The 23,976-nt window shown below is 69.5% G+C and carries 21 protein-coding genes; 6 read left to right on the top strand and 15 right to left on the bottom strand.

Annotated elements, in window-relative coordinates; genetic code table 11:
- Nucleotides 1–400: 400 nt before the first annotated feature.
- Nucleotides 401–1,243, bottom strand: a complete 843-nt coding sequence (locus ABD235_RS01000) for a DegV family protein (RefSeq protein WP_344167802.1) — start codon at nt 1,241–1,243, stop codon at nt 401–403.
- 53 nt (nt 1,244–1,296) lie between these two features.
- On the opposite strand from ABD235_RS01000, the gene ABD235_RS00995 reads away from it, so the two are divergent.
- Nucleotides 1,297–1,833: a pyridoxamine 5'-phosphate oxidase family protein gene (locus ABD235_RS00995; RefSeq protein WP_344167799.1), complete on the top strand. Its 537-nt coding sequence runs from the start codon at nt 1,297–1,299 to the stop codon at nt 1,831–1,833.
- A 569-nt stretch (nt 1,834–2,402) separates the two neighbouring features.
- Here the strand turns inward: ABD235_RS00995 and ABD235_RS00990 are convergent.
- The 5 genes from ABD235_RS00990 to ABD235_RS00970 all read right to left on the bottom strand — a co-directional run bounded on the left by ABD235_RS00990 (nt 2,403) and on the right by ABD235_RS00970 (nt 9,083).
- Nucleotides 2,403–4,958, bottom strand: a complete 2,556-nt coding sequence (locus ABD235_RS00990; protein ID WP_344167796.1) for an ATP-binding protein — start codon at nt 4,956–4,958, stop codon at nt 2,403–2,405.
- A 140-nt stretch (nt 4,959–5,098) separates the two neighbouring features.
- A complete protein-coding gene (locus ABD235_RS00985; RefSeq protein WP_344167793.1) occupies nt 5,099–5,290 on the bottom strand; it encodes a hypothetical protein in 192 nt (63 codons plus the stop codon).
- A 100-nt stretch (nt 5,291–5,390) separates the two neighbouring features.
- Complete coding sequence (locus ABD235_RS00980) at nt 5,391–5,810, bottom strand: YjbQ family protein (RefSeq protein WP_344167790.1); 420 nt, start codon at nt 5,808–5,810, stop codon at nt 5,391–5,393.
- A 13-nt stretch (nt 5,811–5,823) separates the two neighbouring features.
- The gene (gene leuS, locus ABD235_RS00975) at nt 5,824–8,304 is read right to left on the bottom strand and encodes a leucine--tRNA ligase (RefSeq protein WP_344167787.1); all 2,481 of its coding nucleotides are present in this window, start codon (nt 8,302–8,304) and stop codon (nt 5,824–5,826) included.
- Nucleotides 8,305–8,462: 158 nt separating this feature from the next.
- Entirely contained in the window at nt 8,463–9,083 is a 621-nt protein-coding gene (locus ABD235_RS00970) for a TetR/AcrR family transcriptional regulator C-terminal domain-containing protein (protein WP_344167784.1), read from the bottom strand.
- Nucleotides 9,084–9,169: 86 nt separating this feature from the next.
- Here ABD235_RS00970 and ABD235_RS00965 point away from each other — a divergent pair, with 86 nt between their 5' ends.
- Nucleotides 9,170–9,598, top strand: coding sequence for a hypothetical protein (locus ABD235_RS00965; protein ID WP_344167781.1), 429 nt, complete (start codon nt 9,170–9,172; stop codon nt 9,596–9,598).
- Nucleotides 9,599–9,661: 63 nt separating this feature from the next.
- Here the strand turns inward: ABD235_RS00965 and ABD235_RS00960 are convergent, their stop codons facing one another.
- The 6 genes from ABD235_RS00960 to ABD235_RS00935 all read right to left on the bottom strand — a co-directional run bounded on the left by ABD235_RS00960 (nt 9,662) and on the right by ABD235_RS00935 (nt 16,166).
- Complete coding sequence (locus ABD235_RS00960; RefSeq protein WP_344167778.1) at nt 9,662–10,564, bottom strand: helix-turn-helix domain-containing protein; 903 nt, start codon at nt 10,562–10,564, stop codon at nt 9,662–9,664.
- Complete coding sequence (locus tag ABD235_RS00955; RefSeq protein ID WP_344167775.1) at nt 10,561–11,319, bottom strand: phytanoyl-CoA dioxygenase family protein; 759 nt, start codon at nt 11,317–11,319, stop codon at nt 10,561–10,563. The genes ABD235_RS00960 and ABD235_RS00955 overlap by 4 nt, the downstream gene beginning before the upstream one ends.
- 97 nt (nt 11,320–11,416) lie before the next feature.
- Nucleotides 11,417–13,192, bottom strand: coding sequence for a GMC oxidoreductase (locus ABD235_RS00950; protein ID WP_344167773.1), 1,776 nt, complete (start codon nt 13,190–13,192; stop codon nt 11,417–11,419).
- Complete coding sequence (locus ABD235_RS00945) at nt 13,192–14,088, bottom strand: hypothetical protein (RefSeq protein ID WP_344167771.1); 897 nt, start codon at nt 14,086–14,088, stop codon at nt 13,192–13,194. The genes ABD235_RS00950 and ABD235_RS00945 overlap by 1 nt, the downstream gene beginning before the upstream one ends.
- A gap of 103 nt (nt 14,089–14,191) precedes the next feature.
- Complete coding sequence (locus ABD235_RS00940) at nt 14,192–14,467, bottom strand: hypothetical protein (RefSeq protein WP_344167768.1); 276 nt, start codon at nt 14,465–14,467, stop codon at nt 14,192–14,194.
- 19 nt (nt 14,468–14,486) lie between these two features.
- Nucleotides 14,487–16,166: a sodium:solute symporter family protein gene (locus tag ABD235_RS00935; RefSeq protein WP_344167766.1), complete on the bottom strand. Its 1,680-nt coding sequence runs from the start codon at nt 16,164–16,166 to the stop codon at nt 14,487–14,489.
- 198 nt (nt 16,167–16,364) lie between these two features.
- Between ABD235_RS00935 and ABD235_RS00930 the strand changes: the two genes are divergently transcribed.
- Together ABD235_RS00930 and ABD235_RS00925 are read left to right on the top strand one after the other, a co-directional pair.
- A complete protein-coding gene (locus tag ABD235_RS00930; protein WP_344167763.1) occupies nt 16,365–17,594 on the top strand; it encodes a sensor histidine kinase in 1,230 nt (409 codons plus the stop codon).
- Entirely contained in the window at nt 17,587–18,225 is a 639-nt protein-coding gene (locus tag ABD235_RS00925; protein WP_344167761.1) for a response regulator, read from the top strand. The genes ABD235_RS00930 and ABD235_RS00925 overlap by 8 nt, the downstream gene beginning before the upstream one ends.
- 14 nt (nt 18,226–18,239) lie before the next feature.
- Here the strand turns inward: ABD235_RS00925 and ABD235_RS00920 are convergent, their stop codons facing one another.
- Nucleotides 18,240–19,238 (bottom strand): endonuclease/exonuclease/phosphatase family protein, encoded by a 999-nt coding sequence (locus ABD235_RS00920; RefSeq protein ID WP_344167759.1) that lies wholly within the window; start codon nt 19,236–19,238, stop codon nt 18,240–18,242.
- 154 nt (nt 19,239–19,392) lie between these two features.
- Here ABD235_RS00920 and ABD235_RS00915 point away from each other — a divergent pair, with 154 nt between their 5' ends.
- Nucleotides 19,393–19,887, top strand: coding sequence for a PaaI family thioesterase (locus tag ABD235_RS00915; protein WP_344167757.1), 495 nt, complete (start codon nt 19,393–19,395; stop codon nt 19,885–19,887).
- Nucleotides 19,888–19,944: 57 nt separating this feature from the next.
- Entirely contained in the window at nt 19,945–20,553 is a 609-nt protein-coding gene (locus ABD235_RS00910) for a hypothetical protein (protein ID WP_344167755.1), read from the top strand.
- A gap of 37 nt (nt 20,554–20,590) precedes the next feature.
- On the opposite strand, the gene ABD235_RS00905 is transcribed toward ABD235_RS00910, so the two are convergent.
- The gene (locus tag ABD235_RS00905; protein ID WP_344167752.1) at nt 20,591–21,610 is read right to left on the bottom strand and encodes an ABC transporter substrate-binding protein; all 1,020 of its coding nucleotides are present in this window, start codon (nt 21,608–21,610) and stop codon (nt 20,591–20,593) included.
- 79 nt (nt 21,611–21,689) lie between these two features.
- Nucleotides 21,690–23,972, bottom strand: a complete 2,283-nt coding sequence (locus tag ABD235_RS00900) for a glycoside hydrolase family 95 protein (RefSeq protein ID WP_344167747.1) — start codon at nt 23,970–23,972, stop codon at nt 21,690–21,692.
- Nucleotides 23,973–23,976: the final 4 nt, after the last annotated feature.

Genomic DNA, 23,976 nt, shown 5'->3' with positions numbered 1-23,976 from the left:
AGAGAAGTAAGCGCGAGAGGGCGTTCAGTGGGTGGGTCGGAAGGATGGCACGCTGAGGTGAGCGGGCGCAGGGTGGCGAGCGGGCGCGGGTGGGCATGCGGAAGCGGCGGTCGGCAGGGTCGGTTGCGATGCGGCCGGGGAGGTTGCGGGGGCTGAGGTTGCTGCGGCCGGAAGAGAAGTAAGAGAGGGCGCCCAGTTGGTGGCGACCCGGCGCAGGGTCGGCTGCAATGCGGCCGGGGAGGTTGCGGGGGTTGAGGTCGCTGCGGCCGGAAAGAGAAGGAGGGAGGGCCGAGGCAGGCAGCAGGTACGGCGCGGCTGCTCCAGCGGGGCTCCTACGGCGCGGCAGGCCGGGCTCGTGTACTCGACGGTCAGCTCGACCGAGGCTGCTACAGCGCGGGCGCTACAGCGGGGCTACTACCACCGCGAGCATGCCGGGGCCTACGTGGGCTCCTATGACGGCGCCTACCTCGCGGAGGACGATTTCCTCTGCCTGCGGGAGGCGGGTAGCGAGGCCGTCGGCGAGGGTGTGGGCTTTGTCGAGGTTGGCGAGGTGGTGGACGGCCAGCTGGACCGGGCCGGTGCCGGCTCGTTGGACGGCTATGTCGGCCAGGCGGGCGATGGCTCGGGACGAGGTGCGGACCTTCTCCAGGGGCACTATGCGGCCGGCGCTGATCGTCAGCAGAGGTTTCACGGCCAGCGCAGTGCCGAGCAGGGCTTGGGCGGGGCCGATGCGGCCGCCTCGGCGGAGGTACTCGAGGGTGTCCACGTAGAAGTACGACGAGATCGCCGACATACGTGCTCGGGCGGCGGCTTCGACCTCCTGCTGGGTGGCGCCGGCGGCGGCTGCGGCGGCAGCGGCCAGGACGGGGAAGCCGAGGCCCATGCCGAGGGAGCGGGAGTCGATCACGCGGACCGGGACCGGGGACTCCTTGGCGCCGATCATCGCGGCCTCGACGGTGCCGGACATGTCGCCGGACAGGTGGATCGAGACGATGGACTCGGCGCCGGCGGCCGCGCACTCGGCGTACGTGTCGGCGAACGACTGGGGCGCCGGGCGACTCGTGGAAACCGGGGTGAACGCCTTCAGCGCCTCCGCGACCGCGTCGGCGCTGGTGCCGCCGTCGTCGTACGAAACGCCGCCGATCACCACCTGCAGCGGTACGACGGTCAGCGGGTGCCGGAGCACCTCGTGCGCAGACAGGCCCGCCGTGGAGTCGGTGACGACGTGCACGCGGGCTGACATGCAGCGAGGTTACCGGACGGTTTTCGTGGGTGCGTGGTGCGAGAGTGGTCAGAATGAGGGAAACCACAGCGGAGATCACCGAGCTGCAGGAGCTGCTGGACGCCGCGTACGGGCGTTCGACCGAGCACCTGCGCAACATCGTCACCGACGAGCGCAACCTGACCGCCGAGGAGCTGACCCGGGCGCTGACCGGCATGTGCACGCTCAACCTCGCGACCGTCACGGCCAAGGGTGAGCCACGGATCAGCGCGGTCGACGGGCACTTCCTGCACGCGCGGTGGGTGTTCACGACGGCGGATTCGGCGGCGAAGTCCAGGCACCTGAGGAAGCGGCCGGCCGCCAGCCTGTCGTACGTCGACGGCGAGCGGATCGGGGTGTTCAGCCACGGCCAGGTCGAGTTCCTGACCGCGGACCACCCGGACTTCCAGGAGATCGAGGACCACCTCGTCGCCCACTACGGCAGCTCCCCCACCACCTGGGCCGACGACATCGTCTACTGCCGGCTCCAGCCGCACTGGATGGTCGGCTACGCCTTCGACAAGTCCAAACTCACCAAGGACCAGCGCCTTCCCCAAACGCTTCCGCAGTGAAGCTGCCGGGGAACTGCCGGTTCTTCTGCCTCGTCGCGGTGGCCCGTCCCGACCAAGATATTCGGTGTAGGGCAGGTTCCACACAGACAGAGATCGACGGCCGGACCGGGTGTCCGAGCAAGAGGTGGACCGTGATGAGGCAACCGCGGACCACCGACCGGCTCAGGGAGACCACGGGACGGGTGGAGGCGACACGGAGCAGGTCAGGCAGTGATCGGTGGGGGCGCCGTTCAGCTGCTGCGAGGTTCCGGAGTGCTGCGACGTGCGGGTCTGTCCTACGTAGTACCGGGTGCCGTGCGCTGTCAGGGCACCGGACCCGGGGTGGGGTTCCAGCAGAGGCCATGCACACGACACAGGGGACGAGTGCGGGCCTGGCCGACACGGGACAGCCGATGGACATCGGTGGGGTCGGCCGCTGGAGCTCCCCGGGGGCTCTTCGGCGGGGGATTTCGGGGGGACGCGGTAAGGCACCGAACTGACAACCAGGGGGAGTCAGTTCTCGGCGAGGTGGCAGTCGGCGGAGGGGTCGGCCGCCACCTCGCTAGTCCTTCGTTGAGCCGGACCAGCGTTTAGGAAAGCGCCCGCAGTACGTCGTCCGCCAACCGCCGTACGGACTCCGCGGGGTTCGGCTCAGGCCAGCCCGGCGCCTGCGAGGCACTCGAGCACGACTCCTGCAGCACGGCCCAGGCGGTCGGCAGCATCGGCGGGTCCATCGTCCGCTGCCAGGCCAGCAGCTGCCCGCAGAGCAGGTCGGCCGCGGCAGACTGCCCACCCGCGTGCAGTACGGCGACCGCCTCCGGCAACACGTCCAGCAGGTAGACGACGCGCCCCTCGACCTGCAGCCGGCTGACGGCATCGCGGATCGCGACACGGGCCGCGGCGACATCACCGGTACGCCGAGCCAGCCGGCTCCGGTACAGCATCACCAGGTAGTCGAAGTACCCCCGATGCCCGCGGATGTCCGCGTCCGCCTCGTCCAGCAACGCCTGTGCCTCGTCGAAGCGCCCCTCGTGGAACTCGACCATCGCCAGACACCCGGCGACCTTCGTCCGCTCCGGGTCGTCGGAGGCCTGGCTGTCGCGGGCCAGCTCCGCCCACCGCCGCGCCTCGACGAGGTCGCCCAGCTCGAGCGAGACCCGGCTGAGCGCCATGTACGCGATCTCGTCCGGGTAGACCCCCGGGTTCACCAGCGCGGCCTCCCAGGCCAGCAGCAGCTCCTTGGCCTCCGGCAACCGACCCCACCGGCCCAGCGCCAGTCCACAGATCGCCTGGACCGTCGCGGAGCGCTGGACGTTCCCGTGCGCCCGCGCGTCGGCCACCAGCGTCGGGATCTCGGCCAAACTGGCCGTGTCCAGCAGCAGCGACCCGGACGACACCCAGCCGCCACGAGCCACCAGGCCCATCTCCGACTCCGGTGCGATCAGCGTCCGCGCCTCGCCGTACAGCCGCCGAGCAGCCCGTACGTCGCCAGTGAGGCTCGACAGTCGCCCGCCGATGGCCAGCAGCATCCCGCTGACCTCCTTGTCGACCACGTTCTCGGCGCACTCCACGGCCCAGCGGATCCCGCTCTGCGCCACGCTCGCCTGGTACTGCCAGGCGATCCGGAAGCCCAGCACGATCCGTGCGGCGGTGTCCCACTGGCCCAGCTCGGCTGCGCGCTCCAGCGCCACCTCGAACGTCGCCGAGTTCGCGTTGGCCGCCCGGTACCGCCGGTCGCGGTCCGGACTCGACCAGGCGCCCTCCAGCCCCTTCACGTACTCCGCGCACCACGCGACGGCCCGGTCGCGGAACTCGGTCAGGTCGGTGCCCTGCGACGTCAGCCCGGCGTACGCGTGCTCGCGGATCGTCTCCAGCATCTTGTACCGCGCGCCGTACAGCTGCTCGAACTCCAGCACCGGTTGCAGCAGCGACTTGTCCACCAGCTCGGCCAGCAGCATCGGTACGTCGAGCGGATCGATCGGCAGCCCGGTGCAGACGCCGACCACCGCGTCCAGCGTGAACGGCGACCCCAGCATCGACGCCCGGTACAGCAGTTGCCGCGCCGCGTCGGACAGCGCGTCGACGCTCCAAGCGATCGTGTCGGCCAGCGTCCGCTGGTGCGGCGCACCGAAGCGTCGCGGCCCGGACAGCAGCCGGAAGCGGTCGTCCAGCGCGGTCAGGATCGTCTCCACCGACAGCGACCCGGCCCGAGCCGCGGCCAGCTCCAGCGCGAGCGGCAGGCCGTCCAGCCGCTGGCAGAGCCGCGCGACGGTCGCCGCGTTCTCCGGCGTCAGCGAGAAGTCCGGCCGGACGCGGGCGGCGCGGCGTACGAACATCTCGACCGCGGGACTGGCCGCGATCTCCGCGAAGTCGCGGTCGTTGCGCGGTACGCCCAGAACCTCGACCCGGCGCACGACCTCGTCCGGCAGCCCGAGCGGGATCCGCGAGGTGACCAGTACGCCGATGCTCGGGAAGCTGCGGACCATCCGGTTCGCCACCGTGGCGACTCCGTCGAGCACGTGCTCGGCGTTGTCCTCCACGATCACCAGGTCACCCGGCTGCCGCCCGGACAGCACGTCGTCCAGGTCGGAGGTGCCGGGCGCCGTACCGAACGCGTCCAGAATCGCCGACGGTACGGCGGCGTCGCGCTGGACCGTCGTCAGGTCTACGACCACCACGGTCGTGTCCACCCCGGAGAAGCGATCGGCCGCGGCCAGCGCCAGCTCGGTCTTGCCGACCCCGCCCGGGCCGACCAGCGTGACCAGACGGTTCTGCCGCAGCAGGTCGGCCAGCTCGGCCAGCTCCTTGTCGCGCCCGACCAGTCCGTCCGGAATCGGCCTGGTCCCCCGCCAGCGCATCCCGGTCGGCGCCGGAGCACCCACGGCGATCACCGGCCGGACGGTCCCGTGCCCAGCGGCGGCGAGAAAGCTGTCGGTGTCCTGAAGCCCCAGCGCCGAAGCCAGCAGCCGCACCGAGTCCTTGCGCGGGCGCGCCACCCGGCCCGCCTCCAGCTCGCGGATCGTGCGCACACTCAGCCCGGCCGCCTCGGCCAGCTCCTCCTGGGAGAACCCCGCCCGGACCCTGGAGTCGAGCAGGAGATCGGCGAAACCACTCCGCCCCGCAGCCCGGCCATCCGCGTCCGTCAAAGCCCGTCACCCCTTCTGAGCCTCACACCGCCACAGCACAAGATACGTGACCGGAGCGGTGCCGGCGGGCACGCCCGGGGCGGCAAGACCGAGAAGGCAGAGCGAACGGCGAATTACTGCCCGAACAGGCAATTTCGGGATCAGGCGCTGACCCGGACGTCCTCGGCATTCTTTTCGGCGTACAGGGAAAGGACCTCGGTCCAGTCCGAGAGGCGGGCCGCGGTGGCGGCGCGGCCGTGGTCGGCGTTGAGCAGGCTGCCGGCACAGATGTTCCTGGTCGCGCGCACGAGGAGCTCGGAGCCGAGGTCGAGCAACGAGTCAAGGGCTGCCATGCGGATATTCAAGCGAAGACGTGTTTCGCCGAGGTAACACGTCCGGCAACATCGCGATACGACAGCAAAAACCCGCTACAAAACAATGGCGGTCAGTAATTCACGAGGGCAGCCAGGAAAGCCGGACCTGCCGTGAAGGATTGTCCACGTTGGTGTCCACCAGGCAGATCGACTGCCAGGTCCCCAGCATCATCCGGCCGCCGATCACCGGGATCGACGCGTACGGCGGGATCAGCGCCGGCAGCACGTGGTCGCGCCCGTGGCCGGGCGTGCCGTGCCGGTGCTGCCACCGGAAGTCGCGCGGCAGCAGCTCCTCCAGCACGGCCAGCAGGTCGGTGTCGCTGCCGGCGCCGGTCTCGAGGATCGCCACCCCGGCCGTCGCGTGCGGGACGAACACGTGCAGCAGTCCGTCGCCCTGGGCCTGGTGGGCCTCGGCCGCGACGAACTGCTCACACCGGCCGGTGAGGTCGAAGACGACCTCACCGGAACCGGTCCGGACATCGATCAGCTCGGAACGCATGCCCGCCAGAGTGTCAGGCCGGGACGATGTTGACCAGCTTCGGCGCGCGCACGATCACCTTGCGCACCCCGCGGCCGTCCAGCGCCTTCTGCACCGCTTCCGAGTCCAGCGCCAGCTTCTCCAGGTCGGCGTCGCTGATGTCCGGGGCGACCTCCAGCCGCTCCTTCACCTTGCCGGCGATCTGGACGACGCAGGTGACCGAGTCCTCGACCAGCAGCGCCGGGTCGACCTTCGGCCAGCCCGCCTTGGCGACGGTCGGCTGGTGGCCCAGGTTCTCCCACATGTCCTCGGCCGTGTACGGCGCGACCAGGCTCAGCAGGATCGCCACCGTCTCGGCCGCCTCGCGGACCGCCGGGTCGGCGGCCCCCGGACCGGAGTCGATCGCCTTGCGGGTGGCGTTCACCAGCTCCATCACCCGGGCGACCATCACGTTGAACCGGTACGAGTCGATCAGCTCGCTCGCGTCGGCCACGGTCTTGTGGGTCAGCTTCCGCAGTGCCAGGTCGCCGTCGGCCGGATCCGCCCCGACCGGAGCTTCCACCGAGCCGCTCAGCCGCCAGGCCCGCTGCAGGAAGCGCAGCGAACCGCCCGGGGACAGGTCGGCCCAGTCGATGTCGTCGTCCGGCGGACCGGCGAAGACCATCGTCAGCCGGATCGCGTCGACGCCGAACTCGTCCAGCTGGTCACCCAGGTTCACCCCGTTGCCCAGCGACTTGCTCATCGCCTTGCCCTCGTTGATCACCTGGCCCTGGTTCAGCAGCCGGGTGAAGGGCTCGGTGGCGTCCAGCAGGCCCATGTCGTGCAGCGCCTTGGTGAAGAACCGCGCGTACAGCAGGTGCAGTACGGCGTGCTCCTTGCCACCGACGTACTGGTACGTCGGCATCCACCGGTTGACCGCGTCGCGATCGAAGGCGCCCTCGGTGTACCCGGGCGAGCAGTAGCGCAGGAAGTACCACGACGAGTCGACGAACGTGTCCATCGTGTCGGTGTCCCGCTCGGCGGCGCCGCCGCACTTCGGGCAGGCCACCTCGACCCACTCGCGGACCGAGGCCAGCGGCGAGATGCCCTTGGGCTGCAGCGCCGCGCCGCGCAGGTCCGGCAGCTCGACCGGCAGCTGGTCCTCCGGTACGGCGACCTCGCCGCAGGCCGGGCAGTGGATGATCGGGATCGGCGCACCCCAGTAGCGCTGGCGGCTCAGCAGCCAGTCGCGCAGCCGGTAGTTGATCGTGCGCTCGCCCAGCTGCTTGTCCTGCAGCCAGTCGATGATCTTCGACTTCGCCTCGTCGATCGGCAGCCCGTCCAGGCTGATCTCGGCGTTGCTGCTGTTGATCGCCGGGCCCTCACCGGTGTACGCCTTGCCGTCGAAGCCCTCCTCGGGCTGCACGGTCCGGACGATCGGCAGGCCGAACTTCTCGGCGAACTCCCAGTCGCGGCTGTCCTGACCGGGCACCGCCATGATCGCGCCGGTGCCGTAGTCGGCCAGCACGTAGTCGGCGGCCCAGATCTGGATCCGCTCGCCGGTCACCGGGTTGATCGCGTACGAGCCCAGGAAGACGCCGGTCTTCTCGCGCTCGGTGCTCAGCCGCTCGATCTCGGTGGAGGCCTTGACCGCCTTCAGGTACTCGTCGAAGGCCGGCCGCTGCTCCGGCGTCACCAGCTCCTCGGCCAGCTTGGCGTCCGGCGCGACCACCATGAAGGTGGCCCCGAACAGCGTGTCCGGGCGGGTCGTGAACACCTTGATCGGCTCGTCGCGGCCCTCGACCTGGAACGAGGCGAACGCACCCTCGGACCGGCCGATCCAGTTCCGCTGCATCAGCAGGATCTCTTCGGGCCACTGCAGCTGGTCCATGTCGTCCAGCAGGCGCTGCGCGTACTCGGTGGTCTTGAAGTACCACTGGGTCAGCTCACGCTTGGTGACCTCGTGGCCGCACCGCTCGCAGCGGCCCTGGACGACCTGCTCGTTGGCCAGCACGGTCTGGTCGTGCGGGCACCAGTTGACGAACGACGCCTTGCGGTAGGCCAGCCCGCGCTCGAAGAACTGCAGGAACAGCCACTGCGTCCACTTGTAGTACTCCGGGTCGGACGTGTGCAGCCGGCGCGACCAGTCGAAGCTCAGCGCGTAGCGCCGGATCGACTCGGCCTGGGTCTCGATGTTGGCGTAGGTGTACGTCGCCGGGTGCTCGTTGCGCTTGATCGCCGCGTTCTCGGCGGGCAGCCCGAAGGAGTCCCAGCCGATCGGGTTCATGACGTCGTAGCCCTGCTGGAACCAGTACCGGGCCAGGACGTCGTGCAGCGCGAAGACCTCGCCGTGGCCCATGTGCAGGTCGCCCGACGGGTAGGAGAACATCGTCAGCGCGTACCGCCGCTCGGCCGAGCCGTCGTCCTTGGCCTTGAACGGGTCGAGCTTCTCCCAGACCGGCCGCCACTTGTCCTGCATGGCGGTGAAGTCGTAGCCGCCCCGGTCGATCGGAGTGTCTTCCACCTGCTCGCTCACGGTCCTACTCCCGCATTCTTCTGTGATGGTTGAGCCCAAATGTGCCAGAAAGGCATCCCAGACATGAAAAAGCCCCTCACGCAGGAGGGGACGCCGTACTGACCTGGATCTGCCAGTACGGCTAACTAAGGAGCAGGCTCACTCGCATATCACCCATACTACCGCCCCGCGTCGAGTCCTTTCAGCAGGGCGTCGAGGGCGAACGTGAAACGCGTGTCCGCATCCCGGTCCGGTACGGCGGCCGCCGCCTTCGCCAGCAGCGGGAACTCCCCCGCGTCGATCGCGGCAAAGTGGTCGACCGGGTCACCCTCCGACGCCGTCACGACATGGCCGACGACGAAGCCGCTCACGGCGTACAGGACGTCCAGCGCGTCAGCCGGCTCGACTCCTGCGGCGGCCAGCCCCTGCAGGGCCGCCTCCATCACCTGCAGGTTCTGAGCGGTGACAGCCGGCCGGGACGCGATCAGCGGTACCAGGTTCGGGTGAGCGAGCAGAGCTGACCGCAGGCCCACCGCGTAGCTGCGGAGGCCCTCCTGCCACGAGGCCTCGAACTGCGGCGCAGCTACTCCAGCAACCAGTTGCTCGACCAGACCGTCCAGCAACGCGTCCTTGCTCGGCAGGTGGTGGTAGAGCGTCATCGCCTCGACACCGAGCTCAGCACCGAGCCGCCGCATCGAGAGCGCCTTCAGCCCTTCCCGGTCCGCCAGTACGACGGCCGCCCGCAGCACGGCCTCCCGGGTGAGCCCTGCACTCTGCCCCTGCGTACGACGTCCCGCCACGAGAAATCCCCTCGACTTGATGATTCTTACGGCGTAAGTTTACCCTGAACCTGAAACTTACGCCGTAAGAATGAGGAGGTTCGAGCATGTCCCCGAAGAAGGCCCTGGTCGCAGGGCTGGTCCTGACCGCGCTGGCGACCGCCGCACCCTTGGTCGACCTGGCAACGGTCGACAACATTGGCGACCACGTCCGCAGCGCCTACCCCCAGTGGTCTGCCGCCGACGTCAACAAGGACCGGACCGCGATCGCGGTCTACCTGGTCGCCGTCGGAGTGCTCGGCCTCGCCGGCTGGCTGACGACGCTGGCCGGAGTCAACCGCGGCAAGCGCTGGGCCCGCTGGGTCGGTACGACGCTCTTCGCGGTCGGCGCGACGGTCGCACTGATCGACATGAGCATCGGCGGCGAGGCGTACACGACGATCGTCCCGCTCTTCCACGGCGCCCTCGGCCTGCTCCCGGCAGTCGCCGGCGTGTTCGCCGTCCTCGCGCTCTGGCGCACCCGTCCCAGCGAGTGAACCGATGATGGATCCGCTCACCCGCGTACTTCAGCCAGGTGGCCGAGCCGGCCGGCCGCCGGGTCAGCTGACGAACGTGGTGCCGCCAGTACGGCGGTAGACCGTCGGCGTGGTGCCGTAGTGCCGGCGAAAGGCGGTCGAGAAGGGCCGCACGTCGGAGTAGCCGGCAGCGTGGGCCACCTGGGTCACTGTGTTCGACGGGTCGAGCAGGAGTTGCGCAGCGAGTTCCAGCCGGAGGCGGCGCAGTGTGGACATCAGCGAGGCGCCGGTGACCGAGCGGAACAGCCGCTCGGCGTGGCGCTCGGACAGGTGGACCGCGGCCGCCACCTCTCGCACGGTGATCGGCCTGGCCAGGTTGTCGAGCAGCAACCGCTGCATCGCGTCCACCACGACCCGTTCACGGGAGTCGGACCGAGCCGGCTCCACCGACAGGTCGTCGTCGAGAGCGAACGCCCGAGCGGTGTCGAGCACCAGAGCAGAGCCAAGGGCAGACAGCACGGCCTGGTAGCCGGACCGGGGAGCAGCAGCCTCTGCGGCAAGGGCAGAGACAGTTGCTGCCAGTCCTCCGACAGCCTCGGAAACCACGGGTCCGTCCAAACGCGTCAGACCGGACCACCACCCGGTGCCGGCGACGTTCGACACAGGCCGGAAGGTGAAGCCCCAGAACGCGATCCCCAGCGGGTCCGAGCGGCTGGACTCGATCTCGTGCGTGTCGCCGGGCCGGGCCAAGAACACGGTGCCCGGCTGTACGGCGTACTCGGCGGAGCCGGAGTTGAAGCGTCCCTCGCCCGCGTAGGCCAGACAGACCTCGTGGAACGAGTGGCTGTGCCAGTAGTTGCGCCAGTACTCCGCCCGGTAGTGCCCCCAGCTGACGAAGTCCGCGCGAAACCCGTCGACCTCGCAGGACTCCAGCAGGCCTGCGAGGTCGACGAAGCGATCAGCCGCCGCAACGGACGACAAGCTCAAACGTTGCTCCTGCCGGTCGGGTCGACCCCCCGCAGCATCATGCCCTGACCGAGCGAGTGGTCGTGGGTCTTCACCGACGGCGGGTCGCCGGCGTCGCGGTACTGCACCAGCCACGTCGTCCGCGCCTCGTCCGACACGTTCACGCCGGAGCCGTGCACGGTCAGGTAGGTGAAGAACAGCACGTCGCCGGCCTCGGCCGGCTGCGGCACCGCGGAGTCAAACGGTACGTCGGGCAGGTGGAACGACCCCTCCGGGTCGTGCTCGCGCGGCCCGTCCAGGTGGCTGCCGGGGATCACCCGGACGCAGCCCTTCTCCTCCGGCGCGTCGTCGAAGTGGAAGATCGCTGCCCCGACCCGGTGGTAGGTGTGCGGGAAGAACGGGTAGTCCTGGTGCAGCGGGAACGGCGACCCGTTCTCCGGAGGCTTCACGAACAGCTTGGTGTGGTGCAGCTGCACGTTGTCCACGCCCATCACCGCAGCGGCCACGTCGGTGAACCGCGGGTCCACCAGCAGCCGCGAGAACGCCGCGTCGTAGAACTGCGCGTCGTGCAGGTGCTGCAACCGGGTGGCGCCGTCGGACAGGCCCATCGCCGACTGCCAGGTCGGGTCGTCGTTGCGGTTCAGCTGGGCCAGCAGAGCATGGCTGCGTTCCCGGTACGACGCCGCCTCCTCCTTGCTGAGCAGGCCTTTCACCAGCACGAAGCCCTGCGTCGCGTACTGCTGAGCCAGCGCCGAAAGATCGGTGGTCAGAGTCATCTCGAAGTCCTCCTCGTCGGGTGCTTCGAGCCTAGGAACACCGGCGCCCGGACGGCAGGACCGCGCCGGACGCCGATGTTCGTCAAACGGACACGAGTCAGAGCCCGAGCTGCCCCAGCCGCACGCTGATCCGCGGGTCGGTCGACACCACCGGCGCCGACGTCCGCACCCACGGGTCGCCGTCGAAGTACGTCTGGAAGATCTTCTCCGCCGTCCGCGTCGCAACCGCCTGGCTGGTCAGCGTCGGGTTCGGCCCGCCGAGCCCGTTGGCCAGCGCCGAGTTGTCGGCGACGAACAGCCGCTTCACCGCCCGGGCCTCACCGCGCGCGTCGAGCACGGAGTTGGTTTCCGACTCCCCCATCCGCATCGACGACTGGACGTGCAGGATCAGCGGCGCCCAGTCGATCCGGTAGACCTTCTTCGCGCCCGCGCCGCGCAGCAGCTCGGCGGCCTTGCGGGCCATGAACTCCCGGTTCCGCAGCGTCCGCCGGGTCCGCTTGCGCTGCTTGAAGGTGACCTTCGGGATCGGCCCGTTCTCGTCGGCCGGCAGCGCCGACAGGGTGACCCGGTTCTGCGCCTCGACGTCGTCGTCGGTGATCACCAGGACGGTCAGCAGGCGGTCGATGCCGCCGGCCATCAGTTCCTTCAGCTCCGGGCCCATCACCCGCCCGGCCGGCCCGTCCCACGGTCCGGTCGCGCCGCGGCCGTTCTTGTACTGGCCGCGGATCCCGCTGTCCGACAGCGTCCCGGAGAACGCGTTCAGCGCCGGCGGCAGCCCGACGTTCTCCAGCCCGCCGTACCCCGGGTAGTCCAGGCGCGCGCTGGACCCGACGCCCTTCGGGTTGCCGGTGTAGTCGTCGAACGAGCCGATCATCCAGTCGAAGAAGTGGTCGGTGTACCCGCGACCGACCCAGCCGTTCGGGTTCGGCAGGCCGCTGTTGAACCACAGCCGCGGGTTCTCGGTGCAGCCACCGGCCATCACCACGACCCGCGCGTCCTCGCGGTGCTCGTCGCCGGACACGTTGTCCCGCCACGTCACGCCGGTGGCGGTCAGCTCGCCGTTGCGCTTCTCGCTGTGCACCCGGGTCACGTACGCGTCGGCGATCAGCTCGACCGGCTTGCCGCCGCGCGCCCACACGTCGGCGGTCAGTGCCATCGGCACGTAACTGTTGTCGGTCGACCGCTTCGCGAACTGGTTGCGCGGGGCACCGTTAGGCCGCATGCAGCCCTGGAAGCAGTAGCCGCAGAAGGTGCAACCGGTCGCCTGCGGGTAGTTCAGCAGGTTCTTGTCCGACGTCTTGCCGGCCGTCCCGCCCGGCTGCAGGATCGCGTTCTCCTGCGGCCGGTACGACGGCCGGTGCGTGGTCTTCGTCGTCTGCACCGGCAGCCTGAGCGTCTCGGCGCCCTTGAAGAACACCTGCTCCTTGGTGCCCATCGCCGCGGTCATCACCGGCATCGTCGCCTCGACCCACTCGAAGTACGGGACCAGCTCGGAGTACGTGAACGGGAACCGGTGCTTCACGTCGTACTCGTTGCGGTCGGCACCGTCGTAGCCCTGGAAGACGCCGGGGTACGCGCGCGGGTAGTTGCCGTAGAAGTGCTGGGTGGTGCCGCCGACGCCGGACAGCTGCCAGACGAACGAGTTCTGCGGCCACTCCCGGTACCAGGCGGGCTTGCTGCGGTCGGTCGGGCCGAGCCGGAAGTAGCCGGTCAGCGGGTTGTTCGCGTCCTCCTCGAACGTGCTCCACTCCTCGCGCGGCTTCGCGTGCCGCGGCCCGGCCTCGAGCAGCAGGACGTCGAGCCCTTTGGCAGCGAGCTCCTTGGCGACCACCGGGCCGCCACCGCCGGCTCCGATCACGATCACGTCGCGCATCAGTCGTGCACCTCTTCGCGTCCCTGGTAGTAGCCGATGAAGTCGTCCCAGCCCTCGACCGGGCCGTTCGGCTGGTAGCCCGCGAGGGTCCAGCCGACCGGCCGGCGGCGCAGGGTCTTGGTGGTCTTGTCGAGTACGCCGTACTCGCTGTACGCGCCGAAGGTGGCGAACTCGATCAGCGCACCCCCGACGAACTTGAGCAGCCCCGACACCGACTCCTTCAGCGGCTCGGGAAAGTGCACGTCGAGCAGCGCGACCAGGTCGGAGTCGGTCTTCTCGATCAGCGCGAACGCGGCCGCCTTCTCGGCGTACGTCAGCCGCGCGAACGGCGACAGGTGTACGCCGCTGACCGCGAGCGGGTTGACCTGGGTGGCCATCAGGTTCAGGAGCCCGGCGATCGGGAACGACAGCGGGATCGCCTCGTCGCTCTGCAGGTACGCCGCCAGCGCGCGGTCCAGCTGCCGCAGCTCGGGCGGCAGCAGGTCGAGCCCGGGCAGCGCGATGCCGCTGTCGGCGAGCCCGGTGACGAGCGCGGCCGAGATCGGCTGCGCGATCGCGTCGGGGAACGGGACGAAGTGGTCCAGGGCCTCGATCATGAAGTCGGTCGCGCCGGACTCCAGCGCGCCCGGCGTACCGCTCGGGGTGCCCTGGGTGCGGGAGTACGCGTCCGGGCCGGGCATCGCGAAGGCGGTCAGCCCGTTCAGGGTGTCGCGGGCGAGCTCGGCCAGCACCGGGCGGATCAGGTCGACCGCGGGTGGCAGGAGCGGGTTGCCGGTGGCGGCGTCGGCCGGGGCGAGGAGGCCGCGGGCCAGCAGCCCGCCTCCGCCCAGCGCCGCACCGAGCACACCGATCCGGGCCAGGAAGGCCCGGCGGGACAACGGAGCTGCAGCAGGCATACGTGGTCCTTCGCGGTGGAACGGGGGCGATGCCGGCGTCCCACCGCAAAGGACCACCGGCGCTAGTGGTCTTACAACGACCACGCACGCCGGAGGTCACTGCCTAGTCGGTCGGGGCTTTCGCCGGGTCGGCCGGGGCGTCGCCGCCGGTGTCGGCCGGTACGACGATCGGGCGCAGCCGCGACCAGAGCACGAACAGGGCCGCGAAGACGAGCATCGCGATGCCGCCCCACAGGTTGATGTTCAGCCCGTCGGCCTTGTCCACCTCGGCCGGGTCGGCGATGATCCCGAGGATCGTCAGCACCACGCCGTACGCACCGATCAGCGCCGCGATCACGACCCGGATGTCGAACGCTCCGGCTTTCTGCTTCTGTGCCATCTCCTCGTTCCTTTCCGGGTCAGCCGAAGACGATGTTCAGGACGACGACCATCGCCAGCGAGATCCCCGCCAGCAGGGTCGGCTTGCGGTACCAACCGTGGTCGCCCACCTGGGCCGTCTCGGTCCGGTCCGCCTTCGGGGTCAGCGAGTAGACCAGCCCCTTCAGCTCCTCGTCGGCCTTCGGCCTGGTCATCATGCTGATCACGACGCTGAGCAGGATGTCCACGACGAACGCCGCACCCGCACCGACGAAGCTGGCGCCCTGGCCCGGCAGGTTGATCACGCCGGTCTCGGACAGCACGAACACCAGGACGGCGGTCGCCGTACCGCTGACCAGACCGACCCAGCCGGCCGTCGCGGTCATCCGCTTCCAGAACATACCGAGGATGAAGGTGGCGAACAGCGGCGCGTTGAAGAACGAGAACAGCTGCTGCAGGTAGTCCATCAGGTTGCTGTAGCCGGAGGCGATCGCCGCCGTGCCGACCGCGATCAGCGTGCCGATCACCGTCACCCAGCGCCCGGTCCGCAGGTAGAAGTCGTCGCTGCGGTCCTTGATCACGTACCGCTCGATCAAGTCGTACGTCATGACGGTGTTGAACGAGCTCAGGTTGGCCGCCATACCGGCCATGAACGACGCCAGCAGACCGGTGATCGCCAGGCCGAGCATGCCGTTCGGCAGCAGGTCGCGCATCAGCAGCAGCAGCGCGTCGTTGTAGGTGACCTCGGTCCCGGTGCCGGCCTTGACCGCCTGCAGCTCCGGGACCGCGACCGCGGCGATGATGCCGGGGATGATCACGATGAACGGGATGAACATCTTCGGGAACGAGCCGATGATCGGGGTTCGCCGGGCCGCCGACATGTTCTTGCTGGCCATCGCGCGCTGGACCTCGACGAAGTTCGTCGTCCAGTACCCGAACGACAGCACGAAGCCGAGACCGAAGACCAGGCCGATCACCGACAGCGTGCTGTTCGTGAACCCGCTCAGCTCGTTGCCCGGCCAGGCGCTCATCTGCTCGGCGCCGCCCGGTCCGGCGGAGACCTTGTCGACCAGTCCCTGCCAGCCGCCGACCTTGTGCAGGCCGACGATCGTCAGCGGCAGCAGCGCGGCGACGATCACGAAGAACTGCAGCACCTCGTTGTAGATCGCCGCCGACAGGCCGCCGAGCGTGATGTAGCTGAGAACGATGACCGCGGCAGCGATCGTGGAGACCCAGATCGGCCAGCCGAGCAGCACGTTGACGATGGTGGCGAGCAGGAACAGGTTCACGCCCGCGATCAGCACCTGCGCCACCGCGAAGCTGATCGCGTTCACCAGGTGGGCGGGTTTGCCGAACCGGCGCAGCATGAACTCCGGCACGCTGCGCACCTTCGAGCCGTAGTAGAACGGCATCATCACGACACCCAGGAAGAGCATCGCGGGGATCGCGCCGATCCAGAAGTAGTGCACGGTCGGCATGCCGTACTGCGCGCCGTTGGCGGACATGCCCATGATCTCGATCGCGCCGAGGTTGGCCGAGATGAACGCCAGGCCGGTCACCCAGGCCGGCAGCGAGCGGCCGGACAGGAAGAAGTCCAGGCTGTTCGAGACCGCGCGTTTGGCCAGGTACCCGATGCCGAGCACGAACACGAAGTACAACGCGATGATGATGTAGTCGATCGCCTGGGCGTCCAGCCTCAGGACCGATTCTTGCGTGAGCATCCGGCCTCCGCATCGTCAGGTGACGCAAGGTGCTGTTACCGGTGAGGAACGTTACTCCTGCTTTCAATCACAGTCGTGCTGGGCCGCGCCGGGCGTTTCTCCACCCCAAGATCCACCGTCGGCTGGTCTCGCGCACGTGCTCGGTGGGGATAACTTCGCCGTGATGGGACCGTGCCGCGTCGTCGAACAGGAGAACCGTTGACCAGGAAGCAAGCCGGCCTGCTCGGCTGGAACGGTGTGCTCGCCCGGCTGCTGATCACCGCGGTGACGATCGGCGTCCTGGCGACCGCACGGCCGTCGGAGCCATGGGCCTGGCCGGTGCTCGTCGCCGCACTGCTCAGCTTCCTCGCCGGGACGTTCCTGATGCACCGGCACGAACTGTGGGCGCTCGGCCTGCTCTCGTACGCCGCCCTGAGCGCCGCCGTCGTCACCGGGATGCCCGGCTCCAACGCGCTCATCCTGGTGCTCGTCCCCGTCACCGACGTCGCCGTGATGACGTTCGCCCGCACGCCCAGGCTCCGCCGCAACCAACCGATCATTGCCGTCGGCATCGGATGCGTGATCGTGTACGCCGTCTCGGCCGCGCTCTACGACCGCACCAGCAGCTGGTTCCTCAGCCAGCTCCTGTGGACGGCCGTCCTGATCCTCTTCGGCCTCAACCGCCGGTACGACGAACTCCGCGCGGAGCAGACACGGCAACTGCTCGACCAGACCGTCCTCGCCCAACGCGAACACTCCCGAGCCGCCGCGCTGGACGAACGCACCCGCATCGCCCGCGAGCTCCACGACGTACTGGCCCATTCACTCGGCGCGCTGTCCGTCCAGCTGGAACTAGCCGAAGCCCTCCTGTCCGAAAAGGACGACCGCGAGGCGGCCCTCGACCGAATCCGCCGCTCCCGCCGCCTGGCCGTCCAGGGTTTGGTCGAGGCCCGCAACGCAGTCGCCACCCTCCGGCAGGACCAGGTGCCCGCCTTGCCCGAAGCCCTCCAGACGCTGGCTCAGCAACACGGCCAGCACCACGGACGCACGCCTCGGTTCACCGTCACAGGCGAGCCCCGCCCTCTCGACTCAGGAGTCGTCGTCGCCCTCCTCGGCGCAGCCCGAGAGTCCCTGACCAACGCGGCCCGCCACGCCCCGGGTCACCCTGTCGAGCTCGACCTGGCCTACTCCCCCACGGCAGTCCGACTGAAGATCCGCAACCGGCTGGGGACGGCTGCAATGCGGCCGGAGGGGCCGCGGGGGCCAAGGCCGCTGCGGCCGGAAAGAGAGCGGGGTGGGCCAGCAGATGACTGGGAGGTTGCTGCCCGGCCCTCCACCGGCTACGGGGTGGCTGGCATGCGGGAGCGGTTGGCTTTGGTGGGTGGGAGGCTTTCGGCGGGAACTGTTGGTGGGGAGTGGGTTGTGGTCGCGGAGGTGGCGGATGAGTGACGTGGTTCGGGTGGTGGTTGCAGATGATCAGCAGGTGGTGCGGGAAGGGCTGGTGGCGCTGCTCGGGTTGATCGACGGGGTGGAGGTGGTGGGGGCGGCGGCGCACGGGGGTGAGGTGGTGGAGTTGGTGGGCAACAGGGACGTCGACGTTGTGCTGATGGATTTGAAGATGCCTGTGATGGACGGGGTGCAGGCGACCGCGCGGTTGGCGGCTGAGTGTCCGGAGGTCGCCGTGCTGGTGCTGACGACGTACGCCGACGACGCCTCGATTGCTCAGGCGTTGAAGGCCGGGGCGCGCGGATACCTGACGAAGGACGCGGGGCGCGTGGAGATCGGCGCGGCCTTGAAAGCGACCGCCGCGGGGCAGTCGACGTTCGACGCGGAGGTTTCGCGCAGGTTGGTGGCGGGACTTTCGCCTGCACCGACCAGCAGCGACGGCTTGACCGCGCGGGAGACCGAGGTCCTCCGCCTGATCGCGCAGGGGCTGAGCAATCCGGAGATCGCGGCCTTGCTGTTCATCGGCGAGGCGACGGTGAAGACGCACATCAACAACACGTTCGCGAAGATCGGTGCGCGGCACCGGGCGGAGGCGGTGCGGTACGCCTACCGGCACGGCATCGCCGAAGCCTGACCGGAGCAGCAGGCCTAGACCGCAAGCTCCGCGACGACCGGCCGGTGGTCGCTGCCCGTGGGTTCCATCACCCACGCCTTGGTCGGCGTCACGCCGCGGACCATGATGTGGTCGATCCGCGCCATCGGGAACTTCGCCGGCCAGGTGAAGCCGAAGCCCTGCCCGGCCGCGCCCTGCGCCGAGCGAAGGCCGGCGGTGATCGGCGCGAGGCTGCGGTCGTTCGCCGTACCGTTGAAGTCGCCCATCACGACCACCCCGGCGCGCTTCTCGGCGGAGATCTGCTGCGCGAGCTGCTTGATCGTCTCGTTGCGCTGGTTGGACGTGAAGCCGCTGGTGCCGACCCGCACCGACGCCAGGTGCGCGACGTAGAAGGCGACCTTGCCCTCCGGCGTACTGACCTCGGCGCGCAGCGCGCGGGTCCAGGAGAAGCCGACGTCGACCGCCTTGCCCTCCTCGACCGGGAACTTCGACCACAGCGCAACGGTCCCCCGCGACACCACGTGCGGGTACGCCGCGGCGAACTCGCGCTGGTAGATCTTCAGGTCCGCCGAGGTGATCTCCTCCAGCGCCATCACGTCCGCGTCGGCCTTCAGCAGCTCGGCCGCCGTCTTCTCCGGGTCCGGGTTGTCCGCGTCCACGTTGTGCGACAGCACCCGCAGATCGTGCGGCCCGCCGGATCCGTTCGGGATCAGCAGGTGGCCGAACATCAACCCCCACACGACCGCGGGCACCAGCAGCGCGACGCCGGCCGTCGCCGACCGGCGGACCAGCGCGGCAACCGCCAGCACCGGTACGGCGATCCCGACCCACGGCAGGAAGGTGTCGAGCAGGCTGCCCAGGTTGCCGAACGAGTTCGGCACGTAGCGGTGGAACATCAGCGGCAGCGCCGACAGGATCGCCAGCACCGCGATCACGATGCCACGACGCCACTTCCCACCGGTACGACGCGGCGCACGTTTGCGGGCGGCGCCGCGCCGCGGGCGGCTGGCGAGAGCTGTCTGGCGGTCGGACATGGCGTCGATTCTTACGGACTCCCGGTCCGTACCAAAGTCCGTGACACGTAAGGCCCGGGTAATTCATCCGATGGAAGGACGCACCGCGACCCGGGCGCCGCCGATCGGAGGACCGCCCGACCGAAAGGACCGGGCTGAGTCTACTATGCAGACCATGGGTGAACAGACGTTCCAGTGGACCGATCCCGAGCAGGTACTGGCCGACACGGCGGCGCTGAGCGGGCTGGAGTACATGCAGGGACTGACCGAGGGGACCATCCCACCGCCACCGATCGCGGTGCTGATGCAGTTCGGTCCGGTGAGCGCCGAGAAGGGCAAGGTCGCGTTCAGCTGTTTGCCGTCGCACGCGTCGTACAACCCGATCGGGATGGTGCACGGCGGGCTCGTCTGCACCTTGCTGGACACGGTGACCGGCTGCGCGGCGCACACCACCTTGCCGGCCGGCGTCGGCTACACCTCGGTCGAGATCAAGGTGAACTACCTGCGCCCGGTGCTGGCCGACACCGGCGAGCTGATCGGCACCGGCTGGGTGGTCAAGGGCGGCCGCTCGGTGATATTTGCCGAAGGCAACGTCAAGACCGCGGCCGGAGACCTGGTCGCGACCGCCAGCAGCACCCTCCTGGTCCGCCCGCGCCCCGGCTCCGCGTAGACCGTACGACGCGCCCGGGGGCTGGTGCGCGACCCCGGCAGCGCACACAATGCGGTTATGACGAAGACCGAGCCGCCACCGTCCTTCGTGGTGCGCAAGAGCCGCTGGGAGAGCACGGCCGGACTCCTGTACGTCGGCCTGGTGGTCTTCGGCCTGATGATCCTGCTGACCATCGGCTGCGTCGTGTTCGCGCTGGCCCGCAACGAGCCGGTGCGTGAGCCGCTCGAGACGGTCTGGCTGTCGTTCGGCGGGACCCCGTTGATCTTCGCGGTCGGGCTGCCGGTGCTGCTCGGCGTCGGCTGGGTCACGACCGCGGAGTCCCGGCACGAGGCCGACAGCGAGGAGATCCTGCTCGCGATCGACAGCGAGGGCGTCTACCTCGGCGGCGAGCAGCCGCAGAAGCTGCCGTGGGACCAGGTGCACGGCATCTGCCGGGTCGAGCGCCGCGAGGTGCACGGCGAGGACGACGAGACCTGGTCGTCGTACCTGATCGTCCAGAAGGTCCCGGATGCCGAGCTCCCGAAGCTGTCGAAGAACTGGGGCCCGTCCTGCGACTGGCCCGGCGGCCTGCTCACCAGGACCTTGCCGTTCGACGAGCTCGAATCCGCCGTACGCCGGTACGCCCCGCACGTCGCGGTCAACGACCGCGGCCGCGTCCCGGACTGACCCGCCGGCCCACCACCTCAGCGGGCCGGCGCAGCTGTCAGCTCTTGGCGGTGAGGTACTTCTCCAGGTCGTTCAGCGTGGCCTGCGCGCCGATCGGACCGAGGCCGAGGAACCAGACCTCGTCGTCGACCCGCTGCACGTGGCCCGACTTCACGCCGGACAGCGACTTCCACAGCGTCCCGTTGACGACGGTGTTCTCCGCGGTCGTCTCGGGCTTGCCGTAGCTGGAGTAGAAGATCCAGTCACCGTCGGCCTGGCCGATGTTCTCCTGGGAGATCTCCAGCGCGAGCTCCTGGATGTCCTGCACCTTCGGCCGCGGCAGACCGATGTCCTTCAGGATCACGCCGATGAACGACAGGTTGCCGTACAGCCGGATGTCGCCCGGCCGGAACCGCACCAGCGAGATCGTCGGCGAGCCCTGGACCTTGCTCTTCACCTCGTCGGCGCGCTTCTGGTAGTCGTTCAGCAGCCCGGTGGCCTTGGCCTCCTCGCCGAGCGCGTCGGCGACGAGCAGGAAGTCCTCCTTCCACGGGAACCCGGGCCGGATGCTCATCACGGTCGGCGCGATCGCGCTGAGCTTGGCGTACAGGTCGTTGGCCCGCAGCTTGCTGCCGAGGATGAGGTCCGGCTTCAGCTTCGCGATCGCCTCGAGGTTGAGCTCGCTGACGCCGCCGACGGTCGGGATGCCCTGCGCCTTGTCGGCCAGGTAGCTCGGGACGCCGTTCTGGCCGGCGTTGGTGGCCATGCCGACCGGCGTGATGCCCAGCGCGAGGACACCGTCCAGCTCGCCGCTGTCCAGGACGACGACCCGCTCGGGCTTCTTCTCGAGCTTGGTCTCACCGAGCGCGTGCTTGATGGTGCGCGGGAAGACACCGTCGGCGGCATCCGAGCCGAGCTTCGCGGTCTCGGCGTCGGCGGTCGAGAACAGCCGTCCGCCGGTTGCCACCTCGGTGTCACCGACCCCGGTGTCGGCCGACTTGTCGTCGCTGCCGCAACCGGCCAGTGCCAGGCCGAGCACGGCCAGTCCCGCGACAGCCGCGGTCCATCGGCTCCTCATGGTGTGTCCTCTTCTCAGGCGGATCATTCGTAGCGGACATTACCTGAGTTTGGTTAGGCAACCCTCATTCGGTTGTGGATCACACCAAATGACGTGCGTCACCCACGGACAGCTCGACCTCGACCGGCTCGGCCGTTGCCCCCAGGGCGATCCGGAAACAGCCCGACTGGTCGGCCCGCACCAGCGCCTCGGTGATCTTCCCGTCCTGCCAGGTGACGTCGAAGGACAGGCCGCCGCGCGCACGCAGACCGTGGTACGAGCCGTTCGGCCACTCGGCCGGCAGAGCCGGAAGCAGCCGTACGACGTCCGTGTGGCTCTGGATCAGCAGCTCGGCGATCGCGCCGGTCATCCCGAAGTTCGCGTCGATCTGGAAGATGTCCCCGTCGCGGTGGAGCAGGTTCCCGGCGACCAGGCGACTGGTGTAGTCGCGGACGACGTCGGCGGCCTTCTGCGGGTCGTAGAGGCGGGCGTACAGCGCGATCAGCCACGCGCTGGTCCAGCCGCCGGCCGGGCGGCCCGAAGTACGGAGCTCTAGGGACTTGCGGACTCCGCCGGCCCACTCCGGCGTACGGACTGGGTCGATCTGGTTGCCGGGGTACAGCCCGTACAGGTGGGACTGGTGCCGGTGGTCGAACTCCGAGGGCGGCCAGTCGGTCGGCCACTCCGTCATCCGGCCGTCGTCGGTGAGCCCGATCGCGGGCAGCCGGTCGACCGCCGCGCTCAGTCGGGTCGTGAGGTCGGACGACAGCCCTAGGGCGTTCTCGGCCTCGGAGAGGTTCGCGGACAGCTCGCGGATCAGCCACAGGTCGTACGTCGAGGTGAGGTCGACCGACGCCTTCTCCCCCGACGGCAGCAGGAAGTGGTGCTCCGGCGCCGTCGACGGGACGAACTGCAAGCGCCCGTCGCGGTCCTCGACGAGCATCGCCAGCACGAACTCGGCCGCGCCGGCCAGGATCGGGTACGCCCGGTCGCGCAGCCAGTCCTCGTCGGGGTGGAAGCGGTGGTGCTCCATCAGGTGCGCCGACAGCCAGACCCCACAGGTCGCGGCCATGGCCCAGACCGGGTCGTCGCCGCCGTCACCGACCGGCCAGGTCGCGCGCCACAGGTCGGCGTTGTGGTGGGAGACCCAGCCGGGTGCGTCGTACAGGATGCGCGCGGTCTCGCGTCCGGACTCGGCCAGGCCCTCGAGCAGATCGGTCAGCGGGTCGAAGCACTCGCGCAGACCGGTCACGTCGGCGAGCCAGTAGTTCATCTGGGTGTTGATGTTGTTGGTCCAGTCGCTGGCCCACATCGGGCGGCGCTCGGCGTTCCAGATCCCTTGCAGGTTGGCCGCCTGGGTCCCCGGCCGGGACGATGCCATCAGCAAGTACCGGCCGAAGGCGAAGAGCAGCCCGGCCAGGTCGGGATCGTTGCCACCGGCACCGACCGCGCGAACCCGCTCGTCGGTCGGGAGGTCGACCGCGGTCCCGAGCGTGAGCCCGGCGCGGTCGTACAGCACGGTGTGGTCGGCCAGGTGCCGCTGCCGAAGCTTGTCCACGGCCACCGCATCGACCAGCCGGACGGCGTCCGGCAACGGCAGCTTGCGGCCCGGTGGCACCTTCCAGCCCTGGAAGCTGCTCGCCGCGGACAGCACCAAGGTGACCGAGTCGGCCCCTTCGACGGTGATCCCGTCCGGCCCGGTGCCGAGGGTGCCGCCTTCGGCGAAGGCCCGCAGGACGACGCCGAACCCGATCCCCCGCCCGTCCTCGTACCGGATCGGGTCCGGGCTCTCCCGGTACTCGATGGTGAGGTCGGAGGGCGCCCGCCCGGTGATCCCGACCGTGCGGCTGTCGACCACGGTCGACTCGACCGGGTGCACGCTGGTCAGCGCGGCCGACAGGTCGACAGATCCCGGTACGTCGGCCTTGATCGTCCAGACCAGCACCTGGTCGGGCGTCGACACGTAGCTCTCCCGCCGGTACGCGACTCCGCCTTGCCGGTAGTCGATCGCGGCGATCCCGGTCCGCAGGTCGAGGCTGCGGCGGTAGTCCCGGAAGTCGTCCGCGCCCGGCAAGGTGATCATCAGGTCGCCCAGCGGCTGGTACGACTCGACCAGCGGTCCCTGCAGCGCCCGCGTCCGTTCCGTCGCCGCGAGCCGGTCGCCGTCCTCGAGCAGCAACCGCCGTACGTCGGCCAGTACCGCCGGCCCGTCCGGCACCTGCAACGTGCGCGGTCCGTCCCCGGACCAGACGTCGTCCAGATTGAGCGCGATGCGCTCGTCGGCGATCCGGCCGAAGACCATGCCGCCGAGGTGTCCGTTCCCGACGGGCAACGCCTCGAACCAGTCCGGTGCGGGCGTCCGGAACCACAACTCGTGCGACATGGTC

This window comes from Kribbella lupini, from assembly GCF_039529595.1.
Classification (GTDB): Bacteria; Actinomycetota; Actinomycetes; order Propionibacteriales; family Kribbellaceae; genus Kribbella; species Kribbella lupini.
The sequence above is the reverse complement of the archived record's forward strand: the minus strand, read 5'-3'. Positions and strand labels throughout refer to the sequence as shown.